Origin of the sequence: Paenibacillus oryzae (assembly GCF_001675045.1) — a bacterium.
GTDB classification, from domain to species: Bacteria; Bacillota; Bacilli; order Paenibacillales; family Paenibacillaceae; genus Pristimantibacillus; species Pristimantibacillus oryzae.
The window spans coordinates 35,171-62,136 of the sequence record NZ_LYPA01000025.1; the positions used below are offsets into that span (position 1 = coordinate 35,171).

Sequence of the window (26,966 nt, forward strand, 5' to 3'; positions counted from 1 at the left end):
ATGTAAGTTGGAAATAAGGCACGTGCTATAACGTGCCTTATCCCGGGTAATGCTTATTATAGGCCTTCGGCGCGCCGCAATGCGGTATGAAGCCGAAGAGCTACTAGCTGTATGTCGCTTTTGCTTAAGCAGTTTTGCTGTTTTCAAGCAGGAAATTAATCGTTTTGCGAAGCAAAACATCTTCCTTCAAGTTGGCGATATTGCCGTTTTTCTCAAAGATTTCCTTCAGCTCTTCAACAGGACGGCTGTATTGCTTGGACAGCTTTTCCAGTTCCTCGTTCAGGTCTTCTTCAGAGGCTTCAAAGCCTTCAGCCTTGGCGATAGCTTCCAGCACCAGGTTGTTGCGAACGCGTTTTTCAGCGTCGGAACGCATTTGGCCGCGAAGCACATCCTCGGATTGGCCGGAGAACTGGTAATACAGATCCAGATTCATGCCTTGCGAGCGAAGACGGTTTTCAAAGTCCTTCAGCAAGAAGTCGGTTTCGGTAACGATCATCGATTCCGGAATTTCAACCTCTGCAGCTGCAGTCGCCTTGTCAACAACGGCAACCTCGCGAGCTTGCTCGGCATCCTTTTCCTTGCGCTCTTTCAATTTTGCAGCAAGGTCTTGCTTGTATTCTTCCAGCGTGTCGAATTCGCTAACGTCTTTGGCGAATTCGTCATCCAAAGCAGGCAGGGATTTGCGCTTCAGCTCGTGAAGCTTAACTTTGAATACGGCTTGTTTGCCAGCCAGGTGCTCGGCATGGTACGTTTCAGGGAAGGTCACTTCAACATCCTTGAAGTCGCCAAGCTCCATGCCCACAACCTGCTCTTCAAAGCCAGGGATAAAGGAGCCCGACCCCAGCTCAAGCGAATAACGCTCGCTGTAGCCGCCGTCGAATTGCTCGCCGTCAACATAACCATCAAAATCGATGACGGAAATATCGCCGTTTTGCGCAGGGCCTTCCTCAACCACTGTCAATTCAGCGTGACGGGTTTGCAGGCGCTCCAGCTCGGCAGCGATTTCCTCTTCCGTTACTTCTGTTTGAACAGCTTCGATTTCCAGACCTTTGTATTCGCCAAGCGTTACTTCCGGCTTAACGATAACTTTGGCAACAAATTTGAATGCTTCGCCTTTGGCAAATTGAGTAACGTCGATTTCCGGACGGTCAACCGGCTCAAGGTTATGCTCCTTAACCGCTTCTGTGTAAGCTTCAGGAAGCAAAATGTCGATAGCATCCTGATACAGGCTTTCTACGCCGAAACGGGATTCAAAAATACCCCGTGGAACTTTGCCTTTGCGGAAGCCCGGTACGTTTACTTTGCTTACAACTTTCTTAAAGGCTTGATCCAAAGCGACAACCACTTTTTCAGCTTCAACCTCAACGTCGATCGAGACGAGGTTCTTGTCTATTTTTTCCCATGTTGCTTTCATTTTATGCCTTCCTCTCCAAAATGCGCATGCATTCATGTTTTTCACGTTACATAAACCATTCTATTATAAACAAGATAGACAATCTTTTCAAGGCTGATGTTCATCCTCGCCGGCTTGCAGAAGCATTGCGATGCTCCTGAGCGTTCGGCAAGCCTGCTCATACCGGAATCTAAGATTGTCTGTAATGCCGTATGCTTCCCTGACGTCATCGTCGTTTGCCGAGCCATAAACCGTCAAGAGCAAGGTCAAGTGGAGCGCGGCGGCATAACAATCCACTATCTCCTCGTCTTCTCTCAGCATCCAGCGGTAAGCCGATGTTCCGTACAGGTATTGCAGACTCTCCTTCCACAGCTCCCTTGCAAAATGAGGCAGCGTGGGATCGTCGGCTTCCACGACCATTTCGGTCCGCTCCAAAATACGGCCAACAGGATCAGGAAAATGCTCCAGCGACAGAGGCGTGCTGCCAATGTCCAGGCTGACCTCCTCGCCCATCCTGTACAGCGTCACCGCCCCTTCGCTTCCCCGCTTGCGAAGCGCCTGCAGCGCCTTGAACTGCAGAATGGGATGCAGGTTCTCGCTTTTGAGCCAGTCAAGTATGTAAGCATCGATAGAGCTGTCCTGGATATACACGGCGCGCTCCAACGCCAATAGCTGCTGATCCAGCATAGGATGATGCTGCATAATATAAAGCACTTGCTTGATGTATTCCTCGTCCTGGGCTGGCGGCTGCAGAAGTTGCGTCCTCATTTCCTCCTCGTCCAGCTCGTCCGGGCTTGCTTCCCCGCGTGCTCCGGTTTCATCCGGAAAAGCCATCTCCAGCCATCGCAGAAGATTTTCCCACTCTTCGTAATGGCGTTTCTCCTGTCCTTGGCACTGAAGCAGAAAGGAAAGAAGCTCCTTGGCCTCCTTGTACTGCTCAGCCTCCAGCATGCGCGTCAGCCCGATCTGGTATTGATCCAGCATATTGGGAAACAAATAAACGTTATCCTTGTTGTCTTCGCCATTGTTTTTTGGTTCTCTCGGGTCCTGGGGAGTCGTAATGTTGTCACCGCCTTAGGTACTTCAAGTATGTAGTGGACGCAATCTTGCGATAGATTATACCATGACAGGGCATAATAAAAAAAGTTATCTCTTTAAATACGGCTCAAACCTGAAATCAGCTGAAAAAACAAATAGCTATTGGCAATAAAATGAACCGCTAAATGCAGCCGCTCAGCCCCGAGATGTCTACATCAAAGATTCTCTCATAAATAATCCAAAATTTTGCTTGCCAAACCCCCTACACGCATGTTATATTATTTTTCAGTGTCCCAGTAGCTCAGTCGGATAGAGCACTCGCCTTCTAAGCGAGTTGTCGGGGGTTCGAATCCCTCCTGGGACGCCATTACGTTATATAAGAATGAACGAAATAAATAGAGAAATCCCCGCGAAGCTGGATCTTTCAAGGCTTTGCGGGGATTTTTTGTGATTTGAAGCTTCTTGATTGGAGCCCTGTTTCCGCCTAAACAAATAGCCGATGAATTGACTGCATGCCGCCAGCAGGATTAAAATGGATGGTAATTGAGCAGCTATGATGACGGTTTACTCTCGGCTGTGCAGAACCGCCGTCCGGATAATAGATGAAGGTTCGCGTAATCAACGCCACAAGCAAAAGGAGCACGGTATGAGCCGCAAAAAGGAATTCAAGATGCAAAAGGTCGACATTACGCATCTGGAGCAATACAACCAATTGCTACGATATGTTTTTCAGGTTACCAACAATGACCTCCACAAAATTGGCTGGGAGGAACGTGAAATCATTCACGCCAAATCGCCCATCCTGGAGCAAGCTGATGTGCTCGGCTGGTTTTATGGGGACAAGCTGGTGTCGCAGGTAGCTGTCTATCCACTGCAGGTTCGAATTTTTAATGTTACCTATGATATGGGCGGCCTAACCGCCGTGGGAACCTTTCCGGAATATTCCAGTCAAGGCTTGATGCACAAGCTGCTCTATCAGGCGCTTGCAAATATGCGGGAGAAAAAGCAGTCGATTTCCTATCTATACCCTTATTCCATTCCCTACTACCGCAGAAAAGGCTTTGAAATTATTTCGGACAAAATCGTTTTTGAGGTTAAGGACCACCAGCTGCCCAAAAACAAAAAGGTGCCGGGCGACGTTGAGAGGGTGTCGATAGAAAGCGACGATGTCAAGGCAGCGTATGAACGCTTTTCCCTTCAGACACATGGCGCTTTATTACGAGGCGATCTGGCCTGGAACGAATATTGGCGCTGGGACTCGGACGATTTGACGGCCGCCGTTTATTATAATGAAGATAGAGAGCCTGACGGCTATGTCCTCTATTGGATACAGGATGAGGTATTCCATATCAAGGACATGATTTTTGTTAATGAAGAAGCCCGCAGCGGATTATGGAATTTCATTAGCGCGCATTTTTCTATGATTTCAAAGGTTGTAGGCAACATTCATACCGACGAGCCGCTGGCATTCTTATTGGAGGATGCAGATATTAAAGAAACAATTTCTCCTTATTATATGGCCCGTATTGTCGATTTGGAGCAATTTATCGCGCAATATCCCTTTAAACCGGATACGGGCGAGCGCAAGTGGACCTTCCGAATGGAAGATCCGCTTCTATCCTGGAATCAAGGTACCTTTACGCTAAACATTGATCCTGATGGCAGAGGTCAGGTTACGCCTGCCACCGAAGAGACCGACTCCAGCATCAGCATTCAAACCATGACTACAATGCTGCTGGGATACAAAAGGCCCGATTATTTGCACAAAATCGGAAGAATCGCTTGCGGACCGGAAATCGTGGATATGCTGGAGGATGCCATTGAACAGCAAACACCTTATTTCTCGGATTATTTTTGATAATGGAAGGAAAACCATGAATGATGAGAAAATAGGCGTCATTTTAGGGCAGATCGGTACGCCGGAGCAGCCTACCGCATCCGCGGTCAGAGCATATCTCCGGCCGTTTCTGTCCGATCGGCGCGTGATCGACTATCCGCCATGGCTCTGGCAGCCGCTGCTGCATGGCATTATTCTTCGGGTCAGACCCAAAAAGTCGGCCGCCCTGTATAAGGAAATTTGGACGGAGGAAGGTTCTCCGCTTATGGTTTATTCCTTGCGGCAGCAGCAGCGGCTGCAGAAACGATTGGGTGCTCGATATCAAGTTGAGCTGGGACTCGCTTATACCCGGCTTGATCCCGCCAATGGCATCAAGTCTCTGGAGCAGGCCGGCATTTCCAAAATCGTGCTGCTGCCCCTCTTCCCCCAATATTCATCAACCACAACGGCCAGCTTCTATGAAGCTGCCATGCGTGCTGCCTTGGGGGAAGGCAATGGCCGGGCCGGAAGCGTCGCGGCTAAGCGATATATTCCGGAATTAAGATTAGCGGGGGCTTTTTATAACGATCCTGCATATATGGAAGCTCTTCGGCACAATCTGACTGCGCAGATTCAGCGTCTTCCCCATAAGCCCGACCACTATGTGCTCAGCTTCCATGGCGTTCCGGAGCGATACATCAAAACCGGCGACCCCTACGAGAAGCAATGCCGGGAATCTGCGGAGGAGCTGGCAAAGGCAATGGGATGGGCTGCTAACGAGTGGCAAATCAGCTTCCAGTCGCGTTTTGGGAAAGAGCCGTGGATCGGGCCATCCACGGCAGAGGTGCTGGGCGAGCTGTCGGCACAAGGCGTCAAGCGCCCTTTTGTATGCGCGCCGGGTTTCGTTACGGATTGCTTGGAGACGTTGCATGAGCTCGGCATTGAAGGCCGCGAGCAGTTTGCTGAAGGGGGCGGTGATCCTTTAGAATATGCCTTTGCTTCCTGCCTGAACGATGACTCGGCCTGGCTCGATTTTTTGGCTGAGTACAGCAAACGGCATTCAGCCGGTTGGATGGAACCAAACCGATTGTGATAGAGACTAAATAATATACAAAAAGGCGTCAAGCAGGGAATGCAGCTTCCCTCCTTTAACGCCTTTTTCTTTTACATGGCATGGGTGAGCATGAGGTCGACCAACCTCCGCAATGCGGTTAATTACTCCGTTCTGAGCGCAATAACCGGATCTTTTTTTGTCGCCGCTTTGGCTGGAATCAATCCCGCAATCAGCGTCAGGAACATGCTGCCGAGCACCAGCGCCGCGGAATGTGCCGCCGTTAACTGGGCTAATCCCTGGATACCCAGCGCGTTTGCAATGAGTACGTTAATAGCGGACGCCAGCGCATAAGAGATGACGATGCCAATAGCGCCAGCCACAAATCCAACAATCAGAGTCTCTGCGTTGAATACGCGCGAAATGTCTTTTTTCCTTGCCCCGATGCTTCGCAATATGCCAATTTCCTTTGTCCGCTCCAGCACCGATACATACGTAATGATGCCGATCATAATAGTGGAAACAACAAGCGAAATCGCCGCAAAGCCGATCAATACATAGGAAACAGTGTCGAGAACCGTCTGGATGACGGAGCCAATCATTTCGGACATGTCGCTGTAAACAACCTGATCGGCTTCCTCCCTTGTATCGTTGTAATCATCCAGGTATTGCTTGATTTTATCCTTGGCCGCAAAGTCTTTCGGAAAAATATTGATGCTCGACGGAGTTGTGTCCGCGCCAAGGCTTTTTAACCTAAGCTCCTTCGCTTCATCGTTGGCAAACGGCGCGTTCAGGATCACATCGCGGTCGGAATCCATTTGAGCCCGCGCAATATCGGACTGTTGCGCTTGCTCAACGACATATTCCGTTAAAGCGGGCGTATACGCCAAACCTTCGGATAAGTAGCCGCTCGTTGTTGCTCCGTCTTCTTTAATCCGCAGAATGCCTGTAATCGTCAGCTCAATGCCTTCATCGCTTCCGAATAAGACCTCATAAGAATCTGCGGCGGACGGAATAAACAGTCCGTTTTCCGTTTCCGTATAAAAGCTGTTGTTGGGAACTGCCTTCATCATCGTTTTTCCGATAAAATCGCTCAGCTTCCATTCCGCATGATCCGAAAAAATGCCAAGCTTTTCATAAAATGCCTTGTCCAGCCGGTTGTATTCGTCAACCACAAGAGCGACTTCATTTGCTGCGCTGGGGTATCGGCTGCCTTCTCCAATCAAGTCATACATGGACAAAATAAACTCGTCATTATCCGGCAGCTCCTGCCAATAAGCCGGCGTCCCGCCAAAACCCGAAGGCCTGTCCATTGCCATTCCTGAAGATGTTTCAAATTTAACTACGTCATCCTCCGCTTTCGCCAGCAGGTTCATCTCCACCCCGTTACTATAGGAGACGGCATTTACAGCGCCCGGAAGAGCGTCCTGGATATCGGCAATATACCGGAAATAATCCTCCGTCAACACATTGACATGCTGCTCGACATTGGCGGCGCTATCGTAGCGGTACATCACGTCTCCTTCGGGAAATTCCTCCCCCGAGCTGCCGCTATTCGCAAAGGGAGAGCCGTCGGGCGGCTGCGGAGTCTGAATTTGCTGCACGCCTTGCGATATAGTCAGAGGAAAACCCGCTAGCGTCTCGGATTGCATATCGGAGATGTAGTTGGACAAGCCATTGGACAGCGCCAACACAAGCGCAACGCCGATAATGCCGATGCTGCCCGCAAAGGAGGTTATGAGCGTGCGGCCTTTTTTTGTCAGCAGATTTTTGAAGGAAAGGGACATTGCCGTCAGCAGCGACATGGAGGTTTTTCCGGGACTAAGCTTGCCGCTCCCTTGAGTGGCGGCTGCTTTGCCAGGTTTGTCATTGAGCATGAGCGGATTGCTGTCCGACTGCACCTCCCCGTCGCGCAAATGAATGATTCTGCTGCTGTAGTTTTCGGCCAAATCGCCATTGTGGGTGACCATGATCACCAGCTTTGTTTTTGAAATCTCCCTAAGAATATCCATTACCTGCAGGCTGGTCTGGCTATCCAGCGCGCCTGTCGGCTCATCAGCCAAAATAATATCGGGATTGTTTACTAGCGCTCTCGCAATAGCAACACGCTGCATTTGTCCGCCGGACAGCTGGTTTGGCCTTTTCTTAAGCTTGTCCCCCAGTCCCACGGATTCCAGAGCCTGCTTGGCTCTCTCCTTGCGTTCGGCTACCGAAACACCCGACAGCGTTAAAGCGATCTCTACATTTTGCAAAATCGTTTGATGCGATATCAGGTTGTAGTTTTGAAAAACAAAACCGATGGAAGCATTCCTGTAAGCGTCCCAGTCCTTATCCTTAAAATGCTTGGTGGAGCTTCCTCCCAGAGAAAGATCCCCTTCGTCGTAACGGTCAAGCCCGCCGATAATATTAAGCAGCGTTGTTTTGCCGCAGCCGGACGGCCCCAGAATGGAAACAAACTCGCTTTCCCTGAATTCCAGCGAAACTCCCTTTAATGCCTGCACAACTTCGCCGCTGTTATAGGATTTTTTGATATCGGTTAATCTGAGTTTGGACATGCTGTCAATTCCTCCCCAACCTTTTTGAACTACGCCCATCATAGCAAGCAATAGTAAACTGGAGAGGGGACAAAAGGTAAACGGAAGGTTAATAAAGGCTTACATTTAAAGTTTAAACCGGTAGCCCGCGCCCCATACGGTTTGAATATGCTTGGGGTATTGGGGATCGCTTTCGATTTTTTCGCGCAGCCGATTAATATGCACCGCTACCGTTTTCAAATCGCCAATGGCGTCCATCTCCCAAATTCGCTCATACAATTGCTCCTTGCTGAACACGATATCGGGATTGGAAACAAGAAACAGCAGCAGCTCATATTCTTTATTTTTGAACTCCACTTCCTTCTGATGAACGTATACCCGGTGGGTTAGCTGGTTGATCCGGACCGGGCCGGCGTGCACCTCGCGCGTCCGATTAGCGCCGCCATTGGTTAACCGTTCGTATTGCGCCAGGTTTGCTTTTACTCTCGCAATCAGCTCCGTGGGCGAAAACGGCTTGGCAATGTAATCATCCGCGCCTACGCCAAGCCCTCTTACTTTATCCACGATCTCGCTTTTGGCTGTCACCATGAGGATTGGAATATCGTATTTTTCACGAATCGCCTTGCATAGCTCGTACCCGCTCATCCCCGGCAGCATCAGATCCAGAAGAATCATATCGTAGCTTCCCGTTAACGCCAGGCGCAGGCCTTCATTACCATCCGCTGCAATCGTTGCTTCAAACCCTTCGATTTCCAAAAAATCGCGTTCAATTTCGGCAATCGCCATATCGTCTTCAATAATCAGTATGTTTTTCATGTTTCGCTCCTTCTTCGCCGGCATGCTTGGGTAACGTGATGATAATAGATAGTCCCTCCGATGGAGCAAGCTCCGCCTTGATCTCCCCGCCAAGGCGCTGAATGATTTTGGCGGAAATGGCCAAACCAAGACCGCTTCCGAGATCAGGCGTTTTTCTTGAAGCATCGCTGCGGTAGAACACGTCAAACAGCTTTTCCAGCTCCCCTGGAGATACGCCCGGACCGTTGTCGCTTAACCTCAGCTTGATCATATCCTCTTCTTGCACAGCGGCCACCACCATTTTTCCCTGCTCCTTATTTCTGTATTTGAGGCTGTTTTCCAAAATATTTTGAATGACATTGCGAAACTGGACTACGTCCATAATCACTTCGCCTTGCGGAATCGGGTCAACGACCAGTATAGTCAATCCTTTTAGCTCATACTCAGCAGTAAACGCAGCCATTGTTTGCCGGAGCTCCTGGTCAAAATCCACAGCCTCCAGATGAAGCGGGAACTCCCCGATATCCAGCTTTGAAAATAAAAAGAGCTGGTTAATCAGATGCTCCAGGCTAGCTGTTTTGTGTTTGATAATATCAAAGTATTTGCGCTGCATCTGAGGCGTCGCAGCAACCCCTTTTTCAATTCCCTCCAGGTAAGCCTTAATCGAGGTCAGCGGAGTTCGCAGGTCATGGGATATGCCTGCAATCAGCTCCCTCCGGTTGTTTTCATCCCTTTGGCGTTCATTGACCATATGATACAGATGCTGCGCCATCTCGTTAAAGTCCGCGCACACGGATGCAAACTCATCCTGCTTTTCGTAATGAATCCGGTAGGTCAAGTTGCCGTCCCTTAGCTGATGAACGCCGTGGGACAAAATATGGATGGGATTCATAATGCCGCGAAAAACAAACCTGGTTAAGATCCGGTTTGTCCCGATTACCACAAAAACGAGAAGCACGATGGAGAACAAGCCGATATACAGCTGCTGCCTCGACTTGCTGGAACCATCGACTGTAAAATGAGTATCCGTTAACACAACCCCGTACGGCCCCGCCTTAATCCGGTATACCGAAAAAGTGTCCGTCACCAGCATAAACTGCTCCTCCTGCGTCAAATCCACCCCGGACAGGCGATTGTGGTCCTGCGTTGCCGGATAAAGCAAATGTTGTCCCTCGTAAAGAGACAAGGTCAAGCCGCGATCCTCATATTCCTTATTAAAGGCATCAATGTCCGCTTCTATGCCTTCCCTGTTTTTACCGGAACCCCACGAAGCAGCCAATGTCTTGACTTTCTCCATCCGCTTAAACATGATGTCGCCTTGCTTAAAAGGCGGCGCCTCCCGAATGCCCGCCATGCCCGCATAAATCAATATGAAGCAAATTCCCGCCGCTATCATCAGCACAATCGGCAGCACAAGCATTAGAAAATTGGATATATACAATCGCCGTTTCACGCTCATAGCCAGTTCACGCCCTCAAAGGTAGATAGCTATAAGTATAGAGCAAACGGAAGAAAAAGCTAATGCCACGCTTCGGGCAAAACAAAAAAACCGCCGCTTTTGCAGGCGACAGTTTCAATGTTAATGGTTTGTTAAAGCAATTGCGCAGCATTCACCATGTTTACTCCATTCGACCTGACCGGGGACAAGGTGCATACTGACAATGCGTATCCGTCAGCTACATGATATGAACGCAGATACCAGAGGCGCGCCGATTCTGCTTCCGCAATAGCAGAGCCGCATTTCCCGGCCCCGATTCCGTCAGCCTCTTCGATTACGCTGAAGGAGTCAAGCGGAATGGAAAGTCCCTTTCCCAATGCCTTGATATAGCTTTCCTTGCCGGTCCAGATGTCATAGAAAAAACGGTTTCGCCGCTCCGCACTCACCCTGCACAAGGCTTCGTATTCAGCGGGAGCGAACATAGAGCGGGCAAGCTCCATGTCCGCTATCCCCACCTTCTCAATATCGATTCCGACAAGCTCGGAATGGTATGCCGCCACCGTCCAGATGCCGGAATGGGAGACATTGAATTGAACCTCGCCCCCAACCAGCTCCGGCTTATTGTCCGCATTTCTCTTGAATAGAATCGCGCTGTCAGGCAAACCATAACGCTCTTTTAGCACATAACGAACAAGCATATCTCCAGCCAACGACCGCCACTGGTCCTCCCAGCGGCGGAAACGGCTTATTCGCTGTGCTCGTTCCAGGGAGACAAGCTCAGACCAAGCCGCAATCCGTTCCTGTTCCCCCGACCCGTCAAATGGATTCATACTGACCGCATAGATGGCGGGAGCTTCCATCATCCCTGACGTAAGCTAAGCGGAGTCAAATCACTCCAAACCTCTTTAACGAAAGCCAAGCATTCATCCTTGGAACCATTTTTACCGGCGTTTCGCCAGCCTGCCGGAATAGTGAGATGCTGAGGCCAAAGCGCGTATTGCTCTTCGTTATTTACAACGACCTGATAGCTTGCCTCCGACACTTGATTTTCCATATAACCTTCCTCCCTTTAATCGCTTATTAGATGTAAACCTTTAGAGTCCGACGCCCATCTGGCGGTCGGCCATCTGCTGGAGCTGATCCTTGTTCCGGATAATAACAGCGTCTGGCACAGCATCGGGAAGTATCGTCTCCATATAACGCAGTTGACGGTATTTCATGCCCATTACCGCCCAGATGAACAATATGATTCCTATCGTTGCAATAAGGAGGCTAATGCCCTTATCACCCGCTCCTCCGAACAAGCCGGATGACAGGGTTCCGGCAGGCAGCGACGCTGACAATGGCCCAAATACCGACGCAACCAGCGGTCCTGCAAGCAGGAAGCTAAGCGGCCGCATGCTGAAAGCCATAACCTGGTTTGTCGCCAAAACGCGTCCCTGCAGCTCCAGCCCGACCTTTGTTTGAATCAAGGCCAGCCAATGCGTATTAATAAACGCCAGCGCCAGACCAAAGCCAAACAAGCCGATTATCGCTGTTACGAGGGAAGGATAAATGCCAACCACCGCAACCGATATCCCTGTAAGCATTACAAAACCGACCATACCGTCCGCTCTGCGGTCAAAGCCGCCCCAAATGGCCATCAGAATAGAACCGACCAAAAGACCTGCGCCTTCAAAGGCAATAACGAGACCAACCTTGTCGGCCGTCATAAACTGGAGCAGGAACGGTGTGGTGAGTACGTTGTACAAGCTCATAAAGAAGTTGACGACGATGAAAAACACAACCATCGCAACGAGGCTTTTCCGTTGAATGATATATTTCCATCCCCCGATAATTTCTTTGCTCATCGGTTCTTCGCGTTTTTTGAACATCAAATTCGGGAACCGGATCAGCGACAAAATAATCATGGATGAGCTTAGCAAAATTAAATCAAGAAGAACGATCGTCTCCAGACCGATCAGCACAACCAAAGCGCCTCCCAGCGCCGGCGCCATAATTCCGTTCAAGGACATGACGAGCTGTCCCAGGCCGTTGGCATGTCCCAAATACCGTTTTGGCACAAGCTGAGCCGTCGCAGCCTGATAAGCCGGCATTGTAAATGCGCCTGCAATTGACCCTATGCCTGCGGCGACATAAATGGCCCATAACGCCAAGGCATCCAGATAAAGCATCGTGGCAATGAAGATGACCGAGCATAGCGCTAACGTTTGTCCCGCCAGCATAACCTTGCGCCTGTCATAGCGGTCAACCACCGCGCCTGCTACAGGCAGCAAAAGCAAGGTTGGCAAAATGGCATACAACGAAATGGTCGCATAATCCGATATCGAGCCGGTGCGATCATATACCCAGATGCCTAAAGCAAAACCGGTTAGCGAGGTCCCGATCGTAGCGATAATTAAACATAAGGTTACGATAAGAAAAGATTTGACGCTTGGCTGAACCTCTCTTTTTTCAGGTTCAATTGCGGTCTCTTGAGCGGATGCGATCAGCGCCCTGGCCTCAGCGCCGGCGCTCGCTCTGCGAATCGCTTCGTCGTCCTTCTCATCACCCCATTTTGAAATTTGGAGCGCCACTATTTTGGTTACATGATCCGCTTGATGCTTGTGGAAATAATGGCCGGCGTCATCCACGATGTGCAAGTCGACTTGCCCGCTGAAGTCCTTCCACTCCATGTAACGCTCCTCGTAAAATTCCGTCATCCTATCCGCGCTGCCGACGATACAGGTTATCGGCGCTTTGAGCTTGGGCCTTTGCTCCTGAGCATATAGCGCCGTATAATAATCCTCCGCCTCCCGCGCATCATGCCGCAGGTTGCGAAGCACAAACTTTTGCTCCTCGGGCGAAATTTCATCGTCAAAGCCGCCAAAGGCGCGAATCATGTCCCGCACAAACTTGTCAGACGTCCATTTCTCGCGTGGGAAGAGGCGATGCCACCATTCCGTCAGCTTAAACGGCAGCCTGGCGCCCGGGAAAGTACCCGCCATGAACACCCCGTTTACTACAACATCCTGCTGCTCCAGAAGCAATGCAGTGCGAAGAACCATTGCTCCGCCCAAGCAATGGCCGTAGAGATAAACATCCCCTTTGGCCTTGCTCTTGATTTCCGCCGCCACCCGGGAAGCCGTCTCCTCCAGCGATGCAAGCGGCTGCTGGGGACGGCTGTAGTCATGCCCCGGAATTTCTACCGCAAACAGGGCGTAATTGGGCGGCAACGCTTTGGCCATGGGCTGGAACGTTATGGCGCTGCCGCCGCCGTAAGGGACGCAAACCAGCGTGCTTACTTTGCCGCCAATCGTCGACGCCTTCTTGAATTCGATCAGAAGGTCCTCGCTCCTGGTCGCGCCGGAAGTCAGATGCTCCGCCAGCTCGCGAATCGTAGGATTTTGGAAAAGGTCCATGACGCTAAAGGAATTGCCCATTTTGCGTACAACCTTGATTGCCTTGAAGGAATCGCCGCCGAGATCAAAAAACTCGTCATCAATGCCAACCTGCTCAAGTCCCAGCACCTCTCGCCAGACAGCGGCGATCTCCAGCTCCTCCTTGGTCTGAGGTTCGGCAAAATCAGAATTGGCCGCTGTGTTGGATGCACTGGGGGGCGGAAGCAGCTGCCGGTCCAGCTTCCCGTTGGCATTAAGCGGCAGCCTTTCCATAATGACAAATGCAGACGGCACCATATAATCCGGCAAAATGGTTTTGATATGCTTGCGAATGCCGCTTACATCGGGCCCCTGCGCTGAAGATTGCAGCGTCGCATCAGCGCCCTCTTGGCCAGCTGACGTCTGGCGCTGCTCAGGCACCAGATAGGCAACAAGCCGCTTGTCGCCCGGCTCATCCTCGCGAATGATAACCACCGCGTCGCGCAAACCGCCCATCTGAAGTAAAACATGCTCGATTTCGCCGGTTTCAACCCGATACCCGCGAATTTTGACCTGCTGATCCATCCTCCCGAAAAATTGGATGTTTCCATCATGCAAATGCCGCACCAAATCCCCTGTACGGTACATTCTGCCTCCGGTAACATCGGTGAAAGGGTCAGGCAGGAAACGCTCAGCCGTTAGATCCGGCCTGCCGTAATAACCTCGCGATACCGCATTGCCGCCAATAAACAGCTCACCGATAGCGCCTGGAAGAACAGGCTGGAAGTAGGAATTAAGCACATAAACGGGAGCATTCGGAATCGGCTGCCCCAGCGGCACCGCCAATTGCCGGTCCTTCTGCGCGCCCTCCGTCGGAAGCTCGTAGGCAAGCACGGATACCGTTGTTTCCGTCGGACCGTAATGGTTCTGGATGCGGCAGTCCGGACGAAGCCGTCGAATATCCGCAATCGTATCCCAATGGGAGGCCTCCCCCGCCAATATCAAGCATTCCCGCGGCACAACAGCGGCAGGGTCTGATACGCCAAGCAGCGCCTCCATATGGCTGGGCACGATTTTCATAACATCAATGGGATTTTCCTGACAATAGGCAGCAAATGCATCGGGATCGGCCGCGCGCTCATAAGGAATGACATGAACGCAACCGCCCGTGGCGAAAGCGCCCCATATCATTGGCGTCCCCAGATCGGCGGCAAGCGTGCTGACGATGGCAAACGAAAGGCCTTCCTTCAGCTCCAAGCGCTTCAATATGCCGTCCAAATAGTTGGCATAGCTCCTGTGCTCCACAGCCACGCCCTTTGGTTTTCCCGTCGAGCCGGATGTAAACAGCACATACATAAGATCGTCCGGCTTCGCTAGAGCAGCCGGATTCCCGCTATCCTCCCGGGCTATGGTCTCCCAATCCCGATCGAGACAAAAAATGCGGATGGCCTCGGCGCCGGCTTCATCAGCGAATGCATCGCATAACGCCTCCTCCGTGACGATGACGGACACCTCCGCCTCCCGGGCGATCATTTGCAGTCGCACTGCCGGCAGCTTGGGATCAAGCGGCACATATGCGCCTCCAGCCTTCAAAATGCCGAGCAGACCAACAATAATATCCACTGTTCGTTCCATGTAAAGACCAACCGTCCGATTGGGAGCAACCCCAATCCCGCGCAGGTAATGAGCCAGCCGGTTGGCTCTTTCATTTAGTTCCCCGTAGGTAAGCCGCTTGCCTTCGCTTATAACGGCGGCTGCCGACGGCGTAAGCGCCGCTTGCTTCTCTGCAAGCTGATGCGGCAAATAAGGTTCGCCTGCGCTTTCCTTCCTGGCGTTCCAGTCAACAAGCAGCTTCGTCAACACATTATCCGACACGGCTGCGATTTCATACAGCGGCAGACCGGGATTGTCCATCGCCCGCTCCACTATCATGTGAAAATGTTCGGCAAGCTGGCTTATTGTAGATTCCCTGAATAAATCGGAGCGATAGGTTAAGGTGATCTCCATACCCAGCTTTTGATTCTCGAAAACCGCCATCGTCAAATCCAATGTTCCGCCGCGCGTCCTGTTGCCTGCAAAGGGAGTGACCTGAAGCCCCGGCAGGTCTGTCATGGATTGGCCGTGCCGCTCCAGCAGAAACATCGTATCGAAATAAAGGGCGTGGCCCACTATCCGCTCGGGATTTAGTTCCTCGACTATCCGGTCGAATGGCACATCCTGATAGTCGTTAGTCTCCAGCACCGTATCCCGAACGCCAGCGAGAAAGCTGCTGAAGGTTTCATTCCTGTCTATTGAGGAGCGTAGCGCTACCGTATTGGCAAAAAAGCCCGTCAGCTGCTGAATTTCCTGTTTGCCTCGATTCGCCATAGGCGTCCCGACCACGATTTCCTCCTTGCCGTTGTAGCTGGCAAGGAGCACCTTGTATGCCGCCAGCAGAAAAACAAACGTCGTGCAGCCCTGCTGCTTGCAGGCTTCGCGAATTCGCTCGGTAAAAGCAGAATCAACCACCATGCTGAATAATCCCGCTTTTTCCTTTTGGACGGTGGGTCTTGGGTAATCTGTCGGCAGATCCAGCATAGGCGGTGTATGACTAAGCTTATTGGTCCAGTAGCGCAGCTGCCTGTCGCACTCCTCCCCCGCCATCCAATTACGCTGCCAAACTGCAAAATCGGGATATTGGATAGGAAGCTCAGGAAGCTTGACCGGCTCTCCCAGCAAAAAGCTTTCGTAAAAGGCCGCAAGCTCCTGATCAAAAATATCGGCCGAGCCGCCGTCATAGATTAAATGATGCGTCATCCAGACCAAAACATGATTTTGAGGACCCAGCTCGTAAAGAGCAGCCCTTACAAGCGGGCCGTTCAGAAAATCGAAGGGCTTGGAGCCTTCCTTCTCCATATGCTGGTATACTTTTTCTTCATCGCTCATTTTAATCACTTGAAGCTGGATTTCCAGCTCCGGGCGAATAACCTGAACAAAATCATCGTTTTCATAAGCAATGACGGCTCTCATTACTTCATGGCGCTTCACAATTGCATTGAGAGACCGCTCAAGGGCAGGGATGTCCAGCTCGCCGATGAGCTTATAACCGTTGGCAAAGTTGTAACGCTCCGTGCCCGGCATATATTCTTCAAAAAACATGGTCCGCTGCTGCGCATAGGAAAGCGGGAATTTGTTTTCCCCCTCCTGCCTTGGCTGCTTGGGTATAGCGGCGGAAGCTGCTGCTGCCTTTGCCTTTTGCTGCTTCGCTTTTAGCGCCAGCAGCGCGCGCCGTTCAGGAGACAGTTGATCTATCGTTTTGCTCATAAATAAAGGCCTCCTACAAAAGGAGAATGTTTTTCAAGCTTACGCTCCGCCAATCGCTTCGCCAGCAGCGCCCGTTTGCTTGCTGATAGAGAATGGCTAATGGCATCCAGCCGTTCATGCCGTCCTGCGGCCGCTGGCACTGCATGGCTTTGTTGCGGCGCTTGGCGCATAGCCGCCTCATAATCGGCAATCATTTTATCGCAATCGACAGCATACTCAGACCTGCCAACAACGCTTTCCACAGCCTCGCAAGCAACCGCCATCGTATCATGCTCTGACAGCTCCTTCGCCAGCTGGCGGCAGCGCTCCTTCACTGCGCTCGTCCCGATGCCTCGTATAGCATTGGCTATCATCGAAGGCTCCCATTGCAGGGGCGCCAGATAGTCGCCAATTCCCAGGCGCTTTATCCGCATGCCGTTATCCGGCCGATCCGTATCGGCTGCAAGCGCCAGCTGCGGAGCGGCAGCCGTCATAGCTCCCGTAATCGTTCCGATTCCGCCATGGTGGATAACGCCGCTAACTAGCGGATATACGCTTGCAAGCGGCAAAATTTTGTGCCAGGCAATATAATCGGGCAGCTCGCTTGGCATCATTTCTTCGTGCCTGCACACCACGATTGTCCGGCGCTTAAGCACCTTGACTCCTTCAATAGCCGCTTTATAAAAGTTAGGCTTGAGCATTTTGCCGGTGCCGCCTGTAATTAACAACGGCGGTTCTCCTGCTGCTATAAAATCAAGCAGCTCGCTTGGCAGCGGCTCGTATTCGTTCGTATCGGCCAGCGGAAAGCCGACGGTTTCCACCTTCAGCGCCCAATCCGGGGCTTCAATAGCGGAATCAAAGCTTTCGGGCCAGAAGCCGATATTTTTTTTGACCGCGCCCATCCATGACGTCCAGCTGGTGATCGGCACTAGTCTGAGATCGCTGCGGAACGGATTAATAAGCGATATCGCAAAATCAAGTCCAAGATCCTCCCAAATTTGCACCTGGGTCACATAGCTTGGCGCCAAAACGCCGGTGACAATGGGAATTTTCAACACTTCGGATACCATCATGGCTACAAAGCCGTCCCGCTCCCGGCAAATCAGCACAGAATCCTTTTCCTTGCACAAATCCGATAAAATGTCATATTCCTTCTGAAATTTTTCCTTGGAGTAGTATTTTCGCTGGTGGGCTTCATTGAGGTCGGGTTTCTTGAGGGGGTCTTCGATCATATAAAGGTCTTTCATCACTTCCATATAGTCCTCGGGCCTGTCAATGGCATAAAAGGCGACGCCCGCCTTTTGGGCAAGGCGCTCAAATGCGCCGTGTGTAACCAGAGTAGCCTTATGGCCCCGCCGGACAAGCGCAGATGCCAGCCGCAGAAAAGGCAGCACATCTCCATTCGTCATATGCGTATTAAGTACAAAATTCGCCATAGCCTTCACCTCCCGACGTCCGCTGAAACTATTTCAGCAGCGCCTCGATTTCTTCCTCCGTCAAATGCTCCATCTCGCTCAGCAGCTCTTCCAGCTCGGAATCATCCGTTTCCTCCAGCAGCCTGGCCTCAATTGTTGACGCCAAATTACGAATGGTGGTGCCTAAAGTAAGCATATCCTTCAGCGATATTTTGACGCCAAAAGCATGCTCGCAACGGACAAGAATTTGAGTCGCGATAAGGGAATGGCCTCCCAAATCGATAAAATCGTCGTCCAGTCCTATTTGATCGAAGTTGAAGAAGCCGGACCAGATTCCGGCAATTTCTTTCTGGATAAACGTTTCCGGCGGCGCATAGGCTTGTCCGATCATAAGCCGCGACAAGGTAGGACTAGGCAGCTGCTTTCGGTCTGTTTTGCCGCTGGAGGTCAGCGGAAAAGCTTCCATCTCCACGAAATAGGACGGAATCATATATTCGGGCAGGCGCTCCTGCAGGTAGGTTCTCAATTTGCTGACAGATGTAGAATGGGAGACTTCCGGAATATAATAAACAGCGATGCGCTGATCGCCCGGCTGATCCTCCCGCACAATCGTAACGGCCTGGTTTACGCCGTCATGCTGCTCCAGCACTGTGCTGATTTCCCCCAGCTCGATACGAAAGCCCCGCACCTTGACCTGGTCATCGTTGCGTCCAAGACATTCAAGATTTCCGTCCGGCAGCCAGCGGCCCAAATCGCCGGTATGATACATCCGCGCTCCCGCCTCGCCGCTAAACGGGTCCGGCACAAACCGTTCCGCGGTCAAATCCGCTCTGCCGTAATATCCCCTCGCAAGCCCGATGCCGCTAATGAACAGCTCCCCGATATCGCCTGGCGCAACGGGCTCGTAGTGTTCATTCAACACGTACATGGCGTTTCCGGGGATAGCCTTGCCGATCGGTATAACCGACCTCGATGTATCGCGGTCGCTGGTCCAGTTCGTAATAAACACCGCCGCTTCGGTTGGTCCGTACAAATTATGGAGCTGCGCGTTCATCAACATGCAGAACCGTTCGTTAAGAGCGGCGGACAAAGGTTCGCCGCATAAAAATACATGACGCAGCCCAGGGACATCTCCGGCCCCCTCCTCGCTAAGGAAGGTTTGCAGCATCGTAGGAACAAACTGGACGTGAGTGATCCCTTCGTTTCGGATCTCCTCCCATAAATACGCGTTGTCCAGATGCCCTTTAGGCTTGGCTACAACAAGGCATGCGCCGCACATATGCGGCCAGAAAAATTCCCAGACGGAAACATCGAAGCTATAAGGCGATTTCTGCAGAAGTTTATCATGTTCCCTCATTTCAAAGGTTTGTTGCATCCAATGGACCCGGTTGTAAATGGCAGCATGCGTATTCATTGCGCCCTTAGGCTTTCCCGTTGATCCTGATGTGTAAAACATGTAAGCCAGATGGCTTTCATTCAAAGCAATGCTAAGATTTCCATCCTCCTCTTCATCCTGATTTTCCAAAAGCTGCGGCTTGTCCAGTACCAATACCTCTCCGTCGAGGTCGCGGAACCGCTCGCTGAATTGGCGCTGCGCAATAACTCGACGCACCTTGCTGTCTTCCATCATGTAGGCCAAACGATCCATAGGATAATCGGGATCCAGCGGCACATAGGCGCCGCCTGCTTTTAACACGCCATAAAGGGCAACAACCATTTCAATCGACCGTTCCATACAAATTCCGACCAGTACATCCGGGCCAACCCCGACGCGCCTCAGGCGGTGCGCCAGCCGGTTAGCTCGGGCATTCAATTCCCCATAGCTTATGGACTCCCCTTGAAACTTGACTGCTTCATGCTCGGGCGTGCGTTCCGCTTGCCGCTCGAACAACTGGTGAATCAAGCCTGTAGCTTGCATTCAATCACTCCTTTTTTTGTATTCATCTCCAAGTGATTTCCAAAGCTGTTCACAAAATATGCTACTTTATTCCAGTAAAGAGTGCTAGTGCCTGAGTGACTGAATTGTCGCTAAAATGACCTTTACGAAAATTGTAAAAAACAGTTATAAGCTTTGTTTTACCTTGTCGAATTGGTGCGGGGGGCGTACATTTCTAAGTAGCAGGTTATGCGCGCGCAACCAGCATACGAATAGTTGGCAAGGAGGAGCCGCTTGATCCCGATCTGGCATGTCATACGGCTTTGGCAAGGAAACATGGGATCGCTCTTTTGGGGCCGTCTCCACAATTGTTGCTTCCGATAGTTCCCAGCAGCCATGTGGAAGACTCTCTCCGAAACGATGCTGGAGACAGTGCAAGCATAGAACAGGGTTTTGAGGCGATGGCGGCGCTGACGCTGGCACGCGTCTGGAGCTATTGCGAGCTCTCCGTTTTCCTCTCCAAATCAGAGGCGGCGAAATGGGCAATAAAGCAGCTTTCCGGCAAATCCGAAAGAGAAGTTTTGAAGGCGGCGCTGGCCGTTTTTGAAGAAGAAAGCGAGACGTTTGCAGTTGAGCAAGAGGAGTTCCGCGCTTTTGCCAGCAGCATGCTACACCGAATCGAAGGAAAAAAAGCTGCGGAAGCGGCGAAAGCAGCAACACCGCTCCATGCGTAAACAGCAAAAAACCTTCTGCTCCACAGGAGTTCAGAAGGTTTTACTCTTGCTTTATACATTCAAATCGATAGGTTTTGCAGCCGCTCCTTAGCCTATAAAGGCGCGCAGCTGCTCAACCTTCTCATCGGTCAACTCTCCGCTGTTATCGAATACCAGAATGGATGAAGCCGGAATATCCCAATTAATCGTCGGAACAAAATCTACCCGCTTCTCAAAATCGCCCCAGTTTTCCAGCTTCCACTGATCCCGCTCCGTCTGGCGGCCCACAATACGGGCCTTTTGCATACCCATGTCCTGCAGGGTGACCACAACGACTTTGACATCGACCCGCTCCTTGTCCAGTCCCGCCGCCGCCAGCACCTCTTCGATCCATGCTTTATTTCTCAATTCCGCCGTAAACGGGGAAATCATAAACACGTTTTGGCCAGCAGCCAAATTTTCAATACAAACGTCCTTGGCTGTATCATATTCCAGATCGCGAAGGTTTTCTTTGTAGAACTGGGAGTCCCGATCGTTTTTGTCCAGCCCCTTCATTTCCAGAATCGCCTCTACGAAACGTCCGCCTATTGTGTCGCGGTCAAGGAAAGCCGCAGGAATATCTACGGAAAGCTTTCTGGCAACCGTTGTTTTTCCTGTTCCCGCCACACCTACAAAAAACACCAGCTTTTGCATCATTGCGCCCCACCTTTATGTTGGGGGCTTGACGCCCCCTAGTAAGAATTACTAGTTTCTATCCTACCATATCCGGGGCGTTCAGGGAATCTGAAAGGGCTCCTAAAATAGTCCCATCGTTGCAATATGCCGCTTCGTTTCATCCGTCCCGCATTGATACAGATGCCGGTAAATGTCCAGCAAAATGTCGTCGCTGCCCCGGTTGATCTCGTTGTCGCCTGCCGTTCCATACGGTGATTTGGCAAAATGAAACGTTTCGGCTTCATCCATGCTGGACAATTCCTCAAACAGCTCCTCCAGCTTTGCCACATCCTCCTGACTGCCCCGAATCACAAGCTCGTAAGCGGCTTCCTCCGGGCTTTGCAAAATTTGCCCCGCCTGTACGGAAATATAATAGGTCCTTTTGTTCGTATCAGACGACTGACTATCATGCTCAATATCCATTCCGCTTGCTCCTTCCCTTGCCAGCTATACTGGATTTATCCCCATAGCTTCCCCCTGTGGACAGACATTTTATTCCTTTTTTCAGCATATAACAATTATTATTGCATCTGGAGTCCAGCAGAAGAGAGGAATGAGGGAAATGTGCGGAATTACCGGCTGGATCGATTGGAACAGCGACTTGACCAAGGAAAGCGTCCATCTGGAGAGGATGACCGATACGCTGGCCCCGCGCGGTCCTGATGCCGCAGGCTCATGGATTTCTGCGCATTGCGCATTGGGCCATCGCCGATTATCGGTTATCGATCCCGAAAACGGCGCCCAGCCAATGATCCGGTTTACCGGCGACGATCAATATGTCGTTGTTTATAATGGGGAGCTGTATAACGCGCCGGAGCTGCGCAAGGCATTGGAGAGCAGAGGAAGATCCTTTACAACAAGCTGCGATACGGAAGTGCTGCTGGTTTCTTTTATGGAATGGGGCCGTGCCTGCGTGGAGCGGTTTAACGGCATTTTTGCATTTGCGATATGGGACGTCGCTTCGCAGGAGCTGTTTCTGGCCCGCGACCGGCTTGGCGTCAAGCCTCTCTTCTTCAGCAGGGGAGAAGGCTTATTTATTTTTGGCTCCGAGCCCAAAAGCTTGCTTGCGCATCCCGCTGTCAAAGCCGAGGTCGGCGCGGAAGGGCTGGCGGAAATTTTTGTTATGGGTCCGGCGCGCACGCCTGGCGTCGGCGTATATAAAGAGATTAGCGAAGTACGGCCAGGACAATGCATGGTCATAAATCGAGCCGGCGTCAAAACCATTACGTATTGGCGGCTGAGAAGCGAAACGCACGAGCACAACATTGACGAAACCGCCAGACGGGTCGGTGAGCTGCTGAAGGATACGGTGGAGCGGCAGCTTGTTTCCGACGTACCGATCGGGACATTGCTTTCCGGCGGGCTTGATTCCAGCGCGCTTACTGCGCTCGCCGTGCACTATTATACGGAGAGAGGGCAAGGCGCTCTCCCGACGTTTTCGGTCGATTACCGCGACAACGACAAGCATTTTCAGGCGCATGACTTCCAGCCCAATAGCGATGCTCCCTGGATTGAACGAATGGTGTCCCATTTGTCCACCATTCATCATCCCGTGCAGTTCGACACTCCGGAGCTGATCGCCGCACTGCGGGACGCCACGCTTGCCCGCGATTTGCCCGGCATGGCGGATGTGGATGCATCGCTGCTGCTGTTTTGCCATGAAATCAAAAAAAGCGCAACCGTTGCGATTTCCGGAGAAGCCGCAGACGAAATTTTTGGCGGTTATCCATGGTTTCATCGGGAGGAGGCGCTAAATGCGGATACCTTCCCCTGGTCCCTTGCCACGCCAATGCGGGCAGGCTTGCTTGCGCCGGAGGTTGCAGAATGGATTAAGCCTGCGGAGTATATAGGTGACCGTTACGCGGAAGCCGTCGCGGAAGTGCCGGAGCTGGCCGGAGAAACTCTCCAGCAAAGCAAGATGCGGCGCATGTCCTACCTTAACATCACCCGCTTTATGCCAACGCTGCTGGACCGCAAGGACCGGATGAGCATGGCTGCGGGGCTGGAGGTCCGCGTTCCCTTCTGCGACCACCGCCTGGTGGAATATGTCTGGAACATTCCCTGGGAGATCAAAGCGGCCGGCGACCGGGAGAAGGGCATTCTGCGCAAAGCGCTTGAAGGCGTATTGCCGCAAGATGTGCTGACCCGCAAAAAGAGCCCTTATCCCAAAACGCATAATCCGGCGTATCTCGCCGCTGTCAAAGGCTTGATACTTGAGGTGTTAGACGACAGCAGCTCGCCGCTTCTGCCGCTGATCGATGCAAAAAAAGTAAGAGAGCTGGCCGAATCGTCATCGGCAAGCTCCCATATCCCCTGGTTCGGCCAGCTTATGTCCGGCCCCCAATTATTCGCTTATTTGTATCAGGTCCATTTATGGTTAAAGCAATACAAGGTTTCTATTGGATAATCGTTTATCGTTAAATCGTTAGAAACAGGTAAGACGGAAGCTGCTAAGACTGTATAGTTCTGAAAGGCGGTTATCAGCCCGTTACAGGGAAGCAAGCAGCTTGCGAAGCGCTTCTCCCCGATGGCTGATGCCGCCTTTTTCCTCGCGGCTCAGCTCAGCCATGCCCCGGCCAAGTTCCGGCAGCCAAAACAACGGATCATATCCAAAGCCGCCTTCGCCATGCGGCTTGTCCGTAATGACGCCGTCCACCGTGCCTTCCGCCTCCACGAATTCCCCCGTGGCGGGATCGTACAGCGCAAGCGCGCAAACAAATTGCGCCGGGCTGAGTGCCTTGGAGCCATCCTGCGGCAAGCGCCAAACCTCTCCTGCCTCATCGTTCCCTGTTGACTCTCCTTGCGGAATCTGAAGGTCTGCGCCAATCGCAGCCAGCTCCTTAAGCAGCTTGGCGTTATTGCTGGCATCCGTCGCTCCCTCGCCGCTATAACGGGCGGAATATACGCCGGGCGCGCCGTCCAGCGCGGCTACCCGAAGACCGGAATCATCCGCTAATGCCGGAACGCCCAATGCGTCTCCGGCCGCTTTGGCTTTTATTCGGGCGTTGGCTGCAAAGGTATCGCCGTCCTCCGGAATGTCGGGAATATGAGGATAATCGTTCAGGCTGACAATTTGTTTTCCTATTTTGGCGAAGGCATGGGCAAACTCCTTGACCTTGCCGTTATTTTTGGTGGCAACAACAATTAAGTCGCCGCCGAATCCTTGTCCATTAATCCCCATACCATTACCCTCCGATCCGCTCGGCCGCAGCTCCCAGCGTTTGCCGCTGAAGCTCGATCAGCCTGGAAATGCCGCCTTCCGCCAAAGCTAGCAATTGATTGAGCTCATCACGGCTAAAGGGAGCTTCTTCTCCTGTCCCCTGCACTTCGACAAATTTGCCTTGACCCGTCATAACCACGTTCATGTCAACCTTTGCTTTTGAATCCTCCTCGTAATTGAGGTCAAGCAATGTTTTGCCCCCGATAACTCCAACGCTGACCGATGCCAGAAAATCCGTAATAGGGTATTTGGCAAACGTAATATTCTGGGACAATTTATGTATGGCAAAAGCCAGTGCCACAAATGCGCCTGTAATCGACGTTGTGCGTGTGCCGCCGTCCGCCTGAATCACATCGCAATCCAGCGTAATGGTTCTTTCGCCCAACGCCTGCAAATCCACAACGGAACGAAGCGCCCGGCCAATGAGCCTTTGTATTTCCATCGTTCTTCCGCTCAGCTTGCCTCTCGCCGCTTCACGCTGATTGCGGGAATGAGTGGCGCGGGGCAGCATGGAGTATTCCGCCGTAATCCAGCCTTTTCCCTGTCCCTTCATAAAGGGAGGAACTCTTTCTTCTACGCTAGCCGTGCAAATAACCTTTGTATCTCCAAATTGGATCAGGACCGAGCCTTCCGCATGTTTATTGATGCCTGGTTCAATAACAGCATGACGCAATTCGTCAGCCTGCCGTTTGTCTGTTCTCATATTCATATGCCTCCTGAAATGGTTCTCTCGTCCGCAAGTCCTGTCTATTTTATCAGAAGCGCCAACGAAATGCATCCGTCCGTAACACAACACAGCATGGAATAGGGTTGCTTCCTTCATCAGATCCAAAAAACAAACCTCCCTTAGCCGCGTCATGCCGACGGACAGGAAGGCTTGTTTGTTGGTTGTTGGTTGTTTGTTGTTGGTTGTTTGTTGTTGGTTGTTTGTTGTTTGTTGGCTGTTGGCTGTTGGCTGTTGGCTGTTGGCTGTTGGCTGTTGGCTGTTGGCTTGTTTATTATTCTGTTTATTCGTTTGCTTGTACAGACTGATGTTTCTGAACACAGGCTCGTTGTTCCTTTTATGCCATAGTCCTATCAGAGCTGCATTACACGCTTGGGGCCTTTCACCATCATTTTACGATTTCAGGGCGTTGACATGATGCGGCCGTCCGACAGGCTCGCTGTACGATTTTTGCTGATCGTCAACCAGATTGCTTTCTCCATTTATCCGGATTTGAACGGTTGCCGCATTGCTGTTTTCAGTTAGCGAAAGAACAACCGCTTGCAGCATTTCCGCCGGGAGTACGGAGCCCTTGCCAAAGCTTTCATCCTCCAGGTCCAGCACCGCTACGCCGTCCTTCACCTCCAGCCCTGCAACCTCCACATCGGGCCAAATAACGCTTGTCAGCTCTTTTTTGTTGAGTGGCCCTGCAATCAGCTCCTCCATTGCAGCCAGTAGCGCAGAATCGCTGCGCTCAACCAAACGCGTGACCGGTACGTAGTATTGCTCGTCATGCAGCGTTTGAGCCGAGAAGTAAAGCGTAACGGGAGAGGATTTGACGATGTCTACCCCGTCTGCCGCTTCAATGTTAATACCGATGGAGCGGGTTAATACATCATCGATCGGATAGGCTGCTTGCGGCATTTCTGCCAAACGTTCGCCTTCGACGGACAATTCAACGCCTTTAATGCCGGTCATGGCTGTTAATGTCCATGTAATAGCTTCAACGATGGAGCGTTCGTCGCCAGCATAATAATCGTTAAATGCACTGGAGAAATCCACTTTCGCGACCTGGCGCTCCTCGTCGTAATCGTAGCCCAGCACAACCGTGCCTTGCGGGATGAGCGGACGGAAATCCTCCGGCAGACTTGACGCATACATGCCGTTTTCCACCATCAGCTCCAGCGCCCTTCTCGGGTAGGTTTCATTCTCCGCAAGCGTTACGGGAACGGAAACCGGCGCTACATAGCCGTTGCGATCAGCCAAATAAACCGTTACGCTGGAATCCTGTGCAGCCGCTGCGGCATTATCGGGCAAGGCCTGTCCGCTTGGAGCCGCTTCTTCTCCGCCTCCGTTCTGAATGCCTCCCCCCGTCTCGACCTGAGGCGGATCAATTTGCTTGCTGGCCTGTTTGGAGAACAATCCGCATCCCGCCGTAACAACGGGCAGCGCCACCAGGGCAACCATCGCGGTATAACGAATCCATTTTTTCTGAATCATGTACATAATTCCTCCCCAATGAATATTTGCCTGTCGGCTTTGTACAACTCCTGATTTGTAGTAATATGTATACGAGCCCTTCCTTGTTTTAGACCTGTTTTATCCAAAAATCGCTAGGG

At 51.7% G+C, this 26,966-nt stretch carries 19 protein-coding genes and 1 tRNA gene; 5 read left to right on the plus strand and 15 right to left on the minus strand.

Features of this window, described 5'->3' with window-relative positions; genetic code table 11:
• Nucleotides 1–124: 124 nt before the first annotated feature.
• Together tig and A7K91_RS01800 are read right to left on the minus strand one after the other, a co-directional pair.
• Nucleotides 125–1,414 carry a trigger factor gene (tig, locus tag A7K91_RS01795; RefSeq protein WP_068679070.1) on the minus strand — a complete coding sequence of 430 codons (1,290 nt, stop codon included), beginning with the start codon at nt 1,412–1,414 and terminating at the stop codon, nt 125–127.
• Between the two features lie 87 nt (nt 1,415–1,501).
• Nucleotides 1,502–2,389 (minus strand): hypothetical protein, encoded by an 888-nt coding sequence (locus A7K91_RS01800; protein WP_068679072.1) that lies wholly within the window; start codon nt 2,387–2,389, stop codon nt 1,502–1,504.
• 332 nt (nt 2,390–2,721) lie between these two features.
• Between A7K91_RS01800 and A7K91_RS01805 the strand changes: the two genes are divergently transcribed.
• The 3 genes from A7K91_RS01805 to hemH all read left to right on the plus strand — a co-directional run bounded on the left by A7K91_RS01805 (nt 2,722) and on the right by hemH (nt 5,340).
• A tRNA-Arg gene (locus A7K91_RS01805) sits at nt 2,722–2,798 on the plus strand.
• 279 nt (nt 2,799–3,077) lie between these two features.
• Nucleotides 3,078–4,289, plus strand: a complete 1,212-nt coding sequence (locus A7K91_RS01810) for a GNAT family N-acetyltransferase (RefSeq protein ID WP_068679074.1) — start codon at nt 3,078–3,080, stop codon at nt 4,287–4,289.
• Nucleotides 4,290–4,305: 16 nt separating this feature from the next.
• Nucleotides 4,306–5,340, plus strand: a complete 1,035-nt coding sequence (gene hemH, locus A7K91_RS01815; protein WP_068679144.1) for a ferrochelatase — start codon at nt 4,306–4,308, stop codon at nt 5,338–5,340.
• A 122-nt stretch (nt 5,341–5,462) separates the two neighbouring features.
• On the opposite strand, the gene A7K91_RS01820 is transcribed toward hemH, so the two are convergent.
• The 8 genes from A7K91_RS01820 to A7K91_RS01855 all read right to left on the minus strand — a co-directional run bounded on the left by A7K91_RS01820 (nt 5,463) and on the right by A7K91_RS01855 (nt 20,039).
• A complete protein-coding gene (locus A7K91_RS01820) occupies nt 5,463–7,853 on the minus strand; it encodes an ABC transporter ATP-binding protein/permease (RefSeq protein ID WP_068679075.1) in 2,391 nt (796 codons plus the stop codon).
• Nucleotides 7,854–7,958: 105 nt separating this feature from the next.
• Nucleotides 7,959–8,648: a response regulator transcription factor gene (locus tag A7K91_RS01825; protein ID WP_068679077.1), complete on the minus strand. Its 690-nt coding sequence runs from the start codon at nt 8,646–8,648 to the stop codon at nt 7,959–7,961.
• The gene (locus tag A7K91_RS01830; protein WP_068679079.1) at nt 8,626–10,086 is read right to left on the minus strand and encodes a sensor histidine kinase; all 1,461 of its coding nucleotides are present in this window, start codon (nt 10,084–10,086) and stop codon (nt 8,626–8,628) included. Before A7K91_RS01830 ends, A7K91_RS01825 begins: the two co-directional genes overlap by 23 nt.
• 131 nt (nt 10,087–10,217) lie before the next feature.
• Nucleotides 10,218–10,895 (minus strand): 4'-phosphopantetheinyl transferase family protein, encoded by a 678-nt coding sequence (locus A7K91_RS01835; RefSeq protein ID WP_169833364.1) that lies wholly within the window; start codon nt 10,893–10,895, stop codon nt 10,218–10,220.
• A gap of 29 nt (nt 10,896–10,924) precedes the next feature.
• Nucleotides 10,925–11,119 (minus strand): MbtH family protein, encoded by a 195-nt coding sequence (locus A7K91_RS01840; protein ID WP_068679083.1) that lies wholly within the window; start codon nt 11,117–11,119, stop codon nt 10,925–10,927.
• Between the two features lie 40 nt (nt 11,120–11,159).
• Nucleotides 11,160–16,727 (minus strand): non-ribosomal peptide synthetase/MFS transporter, encoded by a 5,568-nt coding sequence (locus tag A7K91_RS01845; RefSeq protein ID WP_068679085.1) that lies wholly within the window; start codon nt 16,725–16,727, stop codon nt 11,160–11,162.
• Nucleotides 16,724–18,142 (minus strand): glycosyltransferase, encoded by a 1,419-nt coding sequence (locus A7K91_RS01850; protein ID WP_068679087.1) that lies wholly within the window; start codon nt 18,140–18,142, stop codon nt 16,724–16,726. Before A7K91_RS01850 ends, A7K91_RS01845 begins: the two co-directional genes overlap by 4 nt.
• A gap of 28 nt (nt 18,143–18,170) precedes the next feature.
• Entirely contained in the window at nt 18,171–20,039 is a 1,869-nt protein-coding gene (locus tag A7K91_RS01855; protein WP_068679089.1) for a non-ribosomal peptide synthetase, read from the minus strand.
• Nucleotides 20,040–20,365: 326 nt separating this feature from the next.
• Here A7K91_RS01855 and A7K91_RS25925 point away from each other — a divergent pair, with 326 nt between their 5' ends.
• Nucleotides 20,366–20,731, plus strand: coding sequence for an aminoglycoside adenylyltransferase domain-containing protein (locus A7K91_RS25925; protein WP_169833365.1), 366 nt, complete (start codon nt 20,366–20,368; stop codon nt 20,729–20,731).
• 87 nt (nt 20,732–20,818) lie between these two features.
• On the opposite strand, the gene A7K91_RS01865 is transcribed toward A7K91_RS25925, so the two are convergent.
• Nucleotides 20,819–21,403 (minus strand): P-loop nucleotide/nucleoside kinase family protein, encoded by a 585-nt coding sequence (locus tag A7K91_RS01865; RefSeq protein WP_068679146.1) that lies wholly within the window; start codon nt 21,401–21,403, stop codon nt 20,819–20,821.
• 102 nt (nt 21,404–21,505) lie between these two features.
• Complete coding sequence (locus A7K91_RS01870) at nt 21,506–21,847, minus strand: hypothetical protein (RefSeq protein WP_068679093.1); 342 nt, start codon at nt 21,845–21,847, stop codon at nt 21,506–21,508.
• Nucleotides 21,848–21,986: 139 nt separating this feature from the next.
• On the opposite strand from A7K91_RS01870, the gene asnB reads away from it, so the two are divergent.
• Nucleotides 21,987–23,831 carry an asparagine synthase (glutamine-hydrolyzing) gene (gene asnB, locus A7K91_RS01875; protein ID WP_068679095.1) on the plus strand — a complete coding sequence of 615 codons (1,845 nt, stop codon included), beginning with the start codon at nt 21,987–21,989 and terminating at the stop codon, nt 23,829–23,831.
• A gap of 81 nt (nt 23,832–23,912) precedes the next feature.
• Here asnB and A7K91_RS01880 read toward each other — a convergent pair whose 3' ends face one another.
• From A7K91_RS01880 to A7K91_RS01890, 3 genes are all read right to left on the minus strand, one after another.
• A complete protein-coding gene (locus tag A7K91_RS01880) occupies nt 23,913–24,605 on the minus strand; it encodes a non-canonical purine NTP pyrophosphatase (protein WP_068679097.1) in 693 nt (230 codons plus the stop codon).
• A gap of 4 nt (nt 24,606–24,609) precedes the next feature.
• Nucleotides 24,610–25,347 carry a ribonuclease PH gene (gene rph / locus A7K91_RS01885; RefSeq protein WP_068679099.1) on the minus strand — a complete coding sequence of 246 codons (738 nt, stop codon included), beginning with the start codon at nt 25,345–25,347 and terminating at the stop codon, nt 24,610–24,612.
• A gap of 414 nt (nt 25,348–25,761) precedes the next feature.
• A complete protein-coding gene (locus A7K91_RS01890) occupies nt 25,762–26,847 on the minus strand; it encodes a GerMN domain-containing protein (RefSeq protein ID WP_068679102.1) in 1,086 nt (361 codons plus the stop codon).
• Between the last annotated feature and the right edge of the window lie 119 nt (nt 26,848–26,966).

Bases quoted from the DNA above. Each gene is read 5' to 3' on its own strand.
- rph (WP_068679099.1), bottom strand. From the start codon at position 25,347: ATGAGAACAGACAAACGGCAGGCTGACGAATTGCGTCATGCTGTTATT.
- asnB (WP_068679095.1), top strand. From the start codon at position 21,987: ATGTGCGGAATTACCGGCTGGATCGATTGGAACAGCGACTTGACCAAG.
- A7K91_RS01810 (WP_068679074.1), top strand. From the start codon at position 3,078: ATGAGCCGCAAAAAGGAATTCAAGATGCAAAAGGTCGACATTACGCAT.
- A7K91_RS01820 (WP_068679075.1), bottom strand. From the start codon at position 7,853: ATGTCCAAACTCAGATTAACCGATATCAAAAAATCCTATAACAGCGGC.
- A7K91_RS01855 (WP_068679089.1), bottom strand. From the start codon at position 20,039: ATGCAAGCTACAGGCTTGATTCACCAGTTGTTCGAGCGGCAAGCGGAA.
- A7K91_RS01845 (WP_068679085.1), bottom strand. From the start codon at position 16,727: ATGAGCAAAACGATAGATCAACTGTCTCCTGAACGGCGCGCGCTGCTG.
- A7K91_RS01825 (WP_068679077.1), bottom strand. From the start codon at position 8,648: ATGAAAAACATACTGATTATTGAAGACGATATGGCGATTGCCGAAATT.
- A7K91_RS01880 (WP_068679097.1), bottom strand. From the start codon at position 24,605: ATGGGGATTAATGGACAAGGATTCGGCGGCGACTTAATTGTTGTTGCC.
- hemH (WP_068679144.1), top strand. From the start codon at position 4,306: ATGAATGATGAGAAAATAGGCGTCATTTTAGGGCAGATCGGTACGCCG.
- A7K91_RS01840 (WP_068679083.1), bottom strand. From the start codon at position 11,119: ATGGAAAATCAAGTGTCGGAGGCAAGCTATCAGGTCGTTGTAAATAAC.
- A7K91_RS01865 (WP_068679146.1), bottom strand. From the start codon at position 21,403: ATGCAAAAGCTGGTGTTTTTTGTAGGTGTGGCGGGAACAGGAAAAACA.
- A7K91_RS01830 (WP_068679079.1), bottom strand. From the start codon at position 10,086: ATGAGCGTGAAACGGCGATTGTATATATCCAATTTTCTAATGCTTGTG.
- tig (WP_068679070.1), bottom strand. From the start codon at position 1,414: ATGAAAGCAACATGGGAAAAAATAGACAAGAACCTCGTCTCGATCGAC.
- A7K91_RS01890 (WP_068679102.1), bottom strand. From the start codon at position 26,847: ATGATTCAGAAAAAATGGATTCGTTATACCGCGATGGTTGCCCTGGTG.
- A7K91_RS01835 (WP_169833364.1), bottom strand. From the start codon at position 10,895: ATGAATCCATTTGACGGGTCGGGGGAACAGGAACGGATTGCGGCTTGG.
- A7K91_RS01870 (WP_068679093.1), bottom strand. From the start codon at position 21,847: ATGGATATTGAGCATGATAGTCAGTCGTCTGATACGAACAAAAGGACC.
- A7K91_RS01850 (WP_068679087.1), bottom strand. From the start codon at position 18,142: ATGGCGAATTTTGTACTTAATACGCATATGACGAATGGAGATGTGCTG.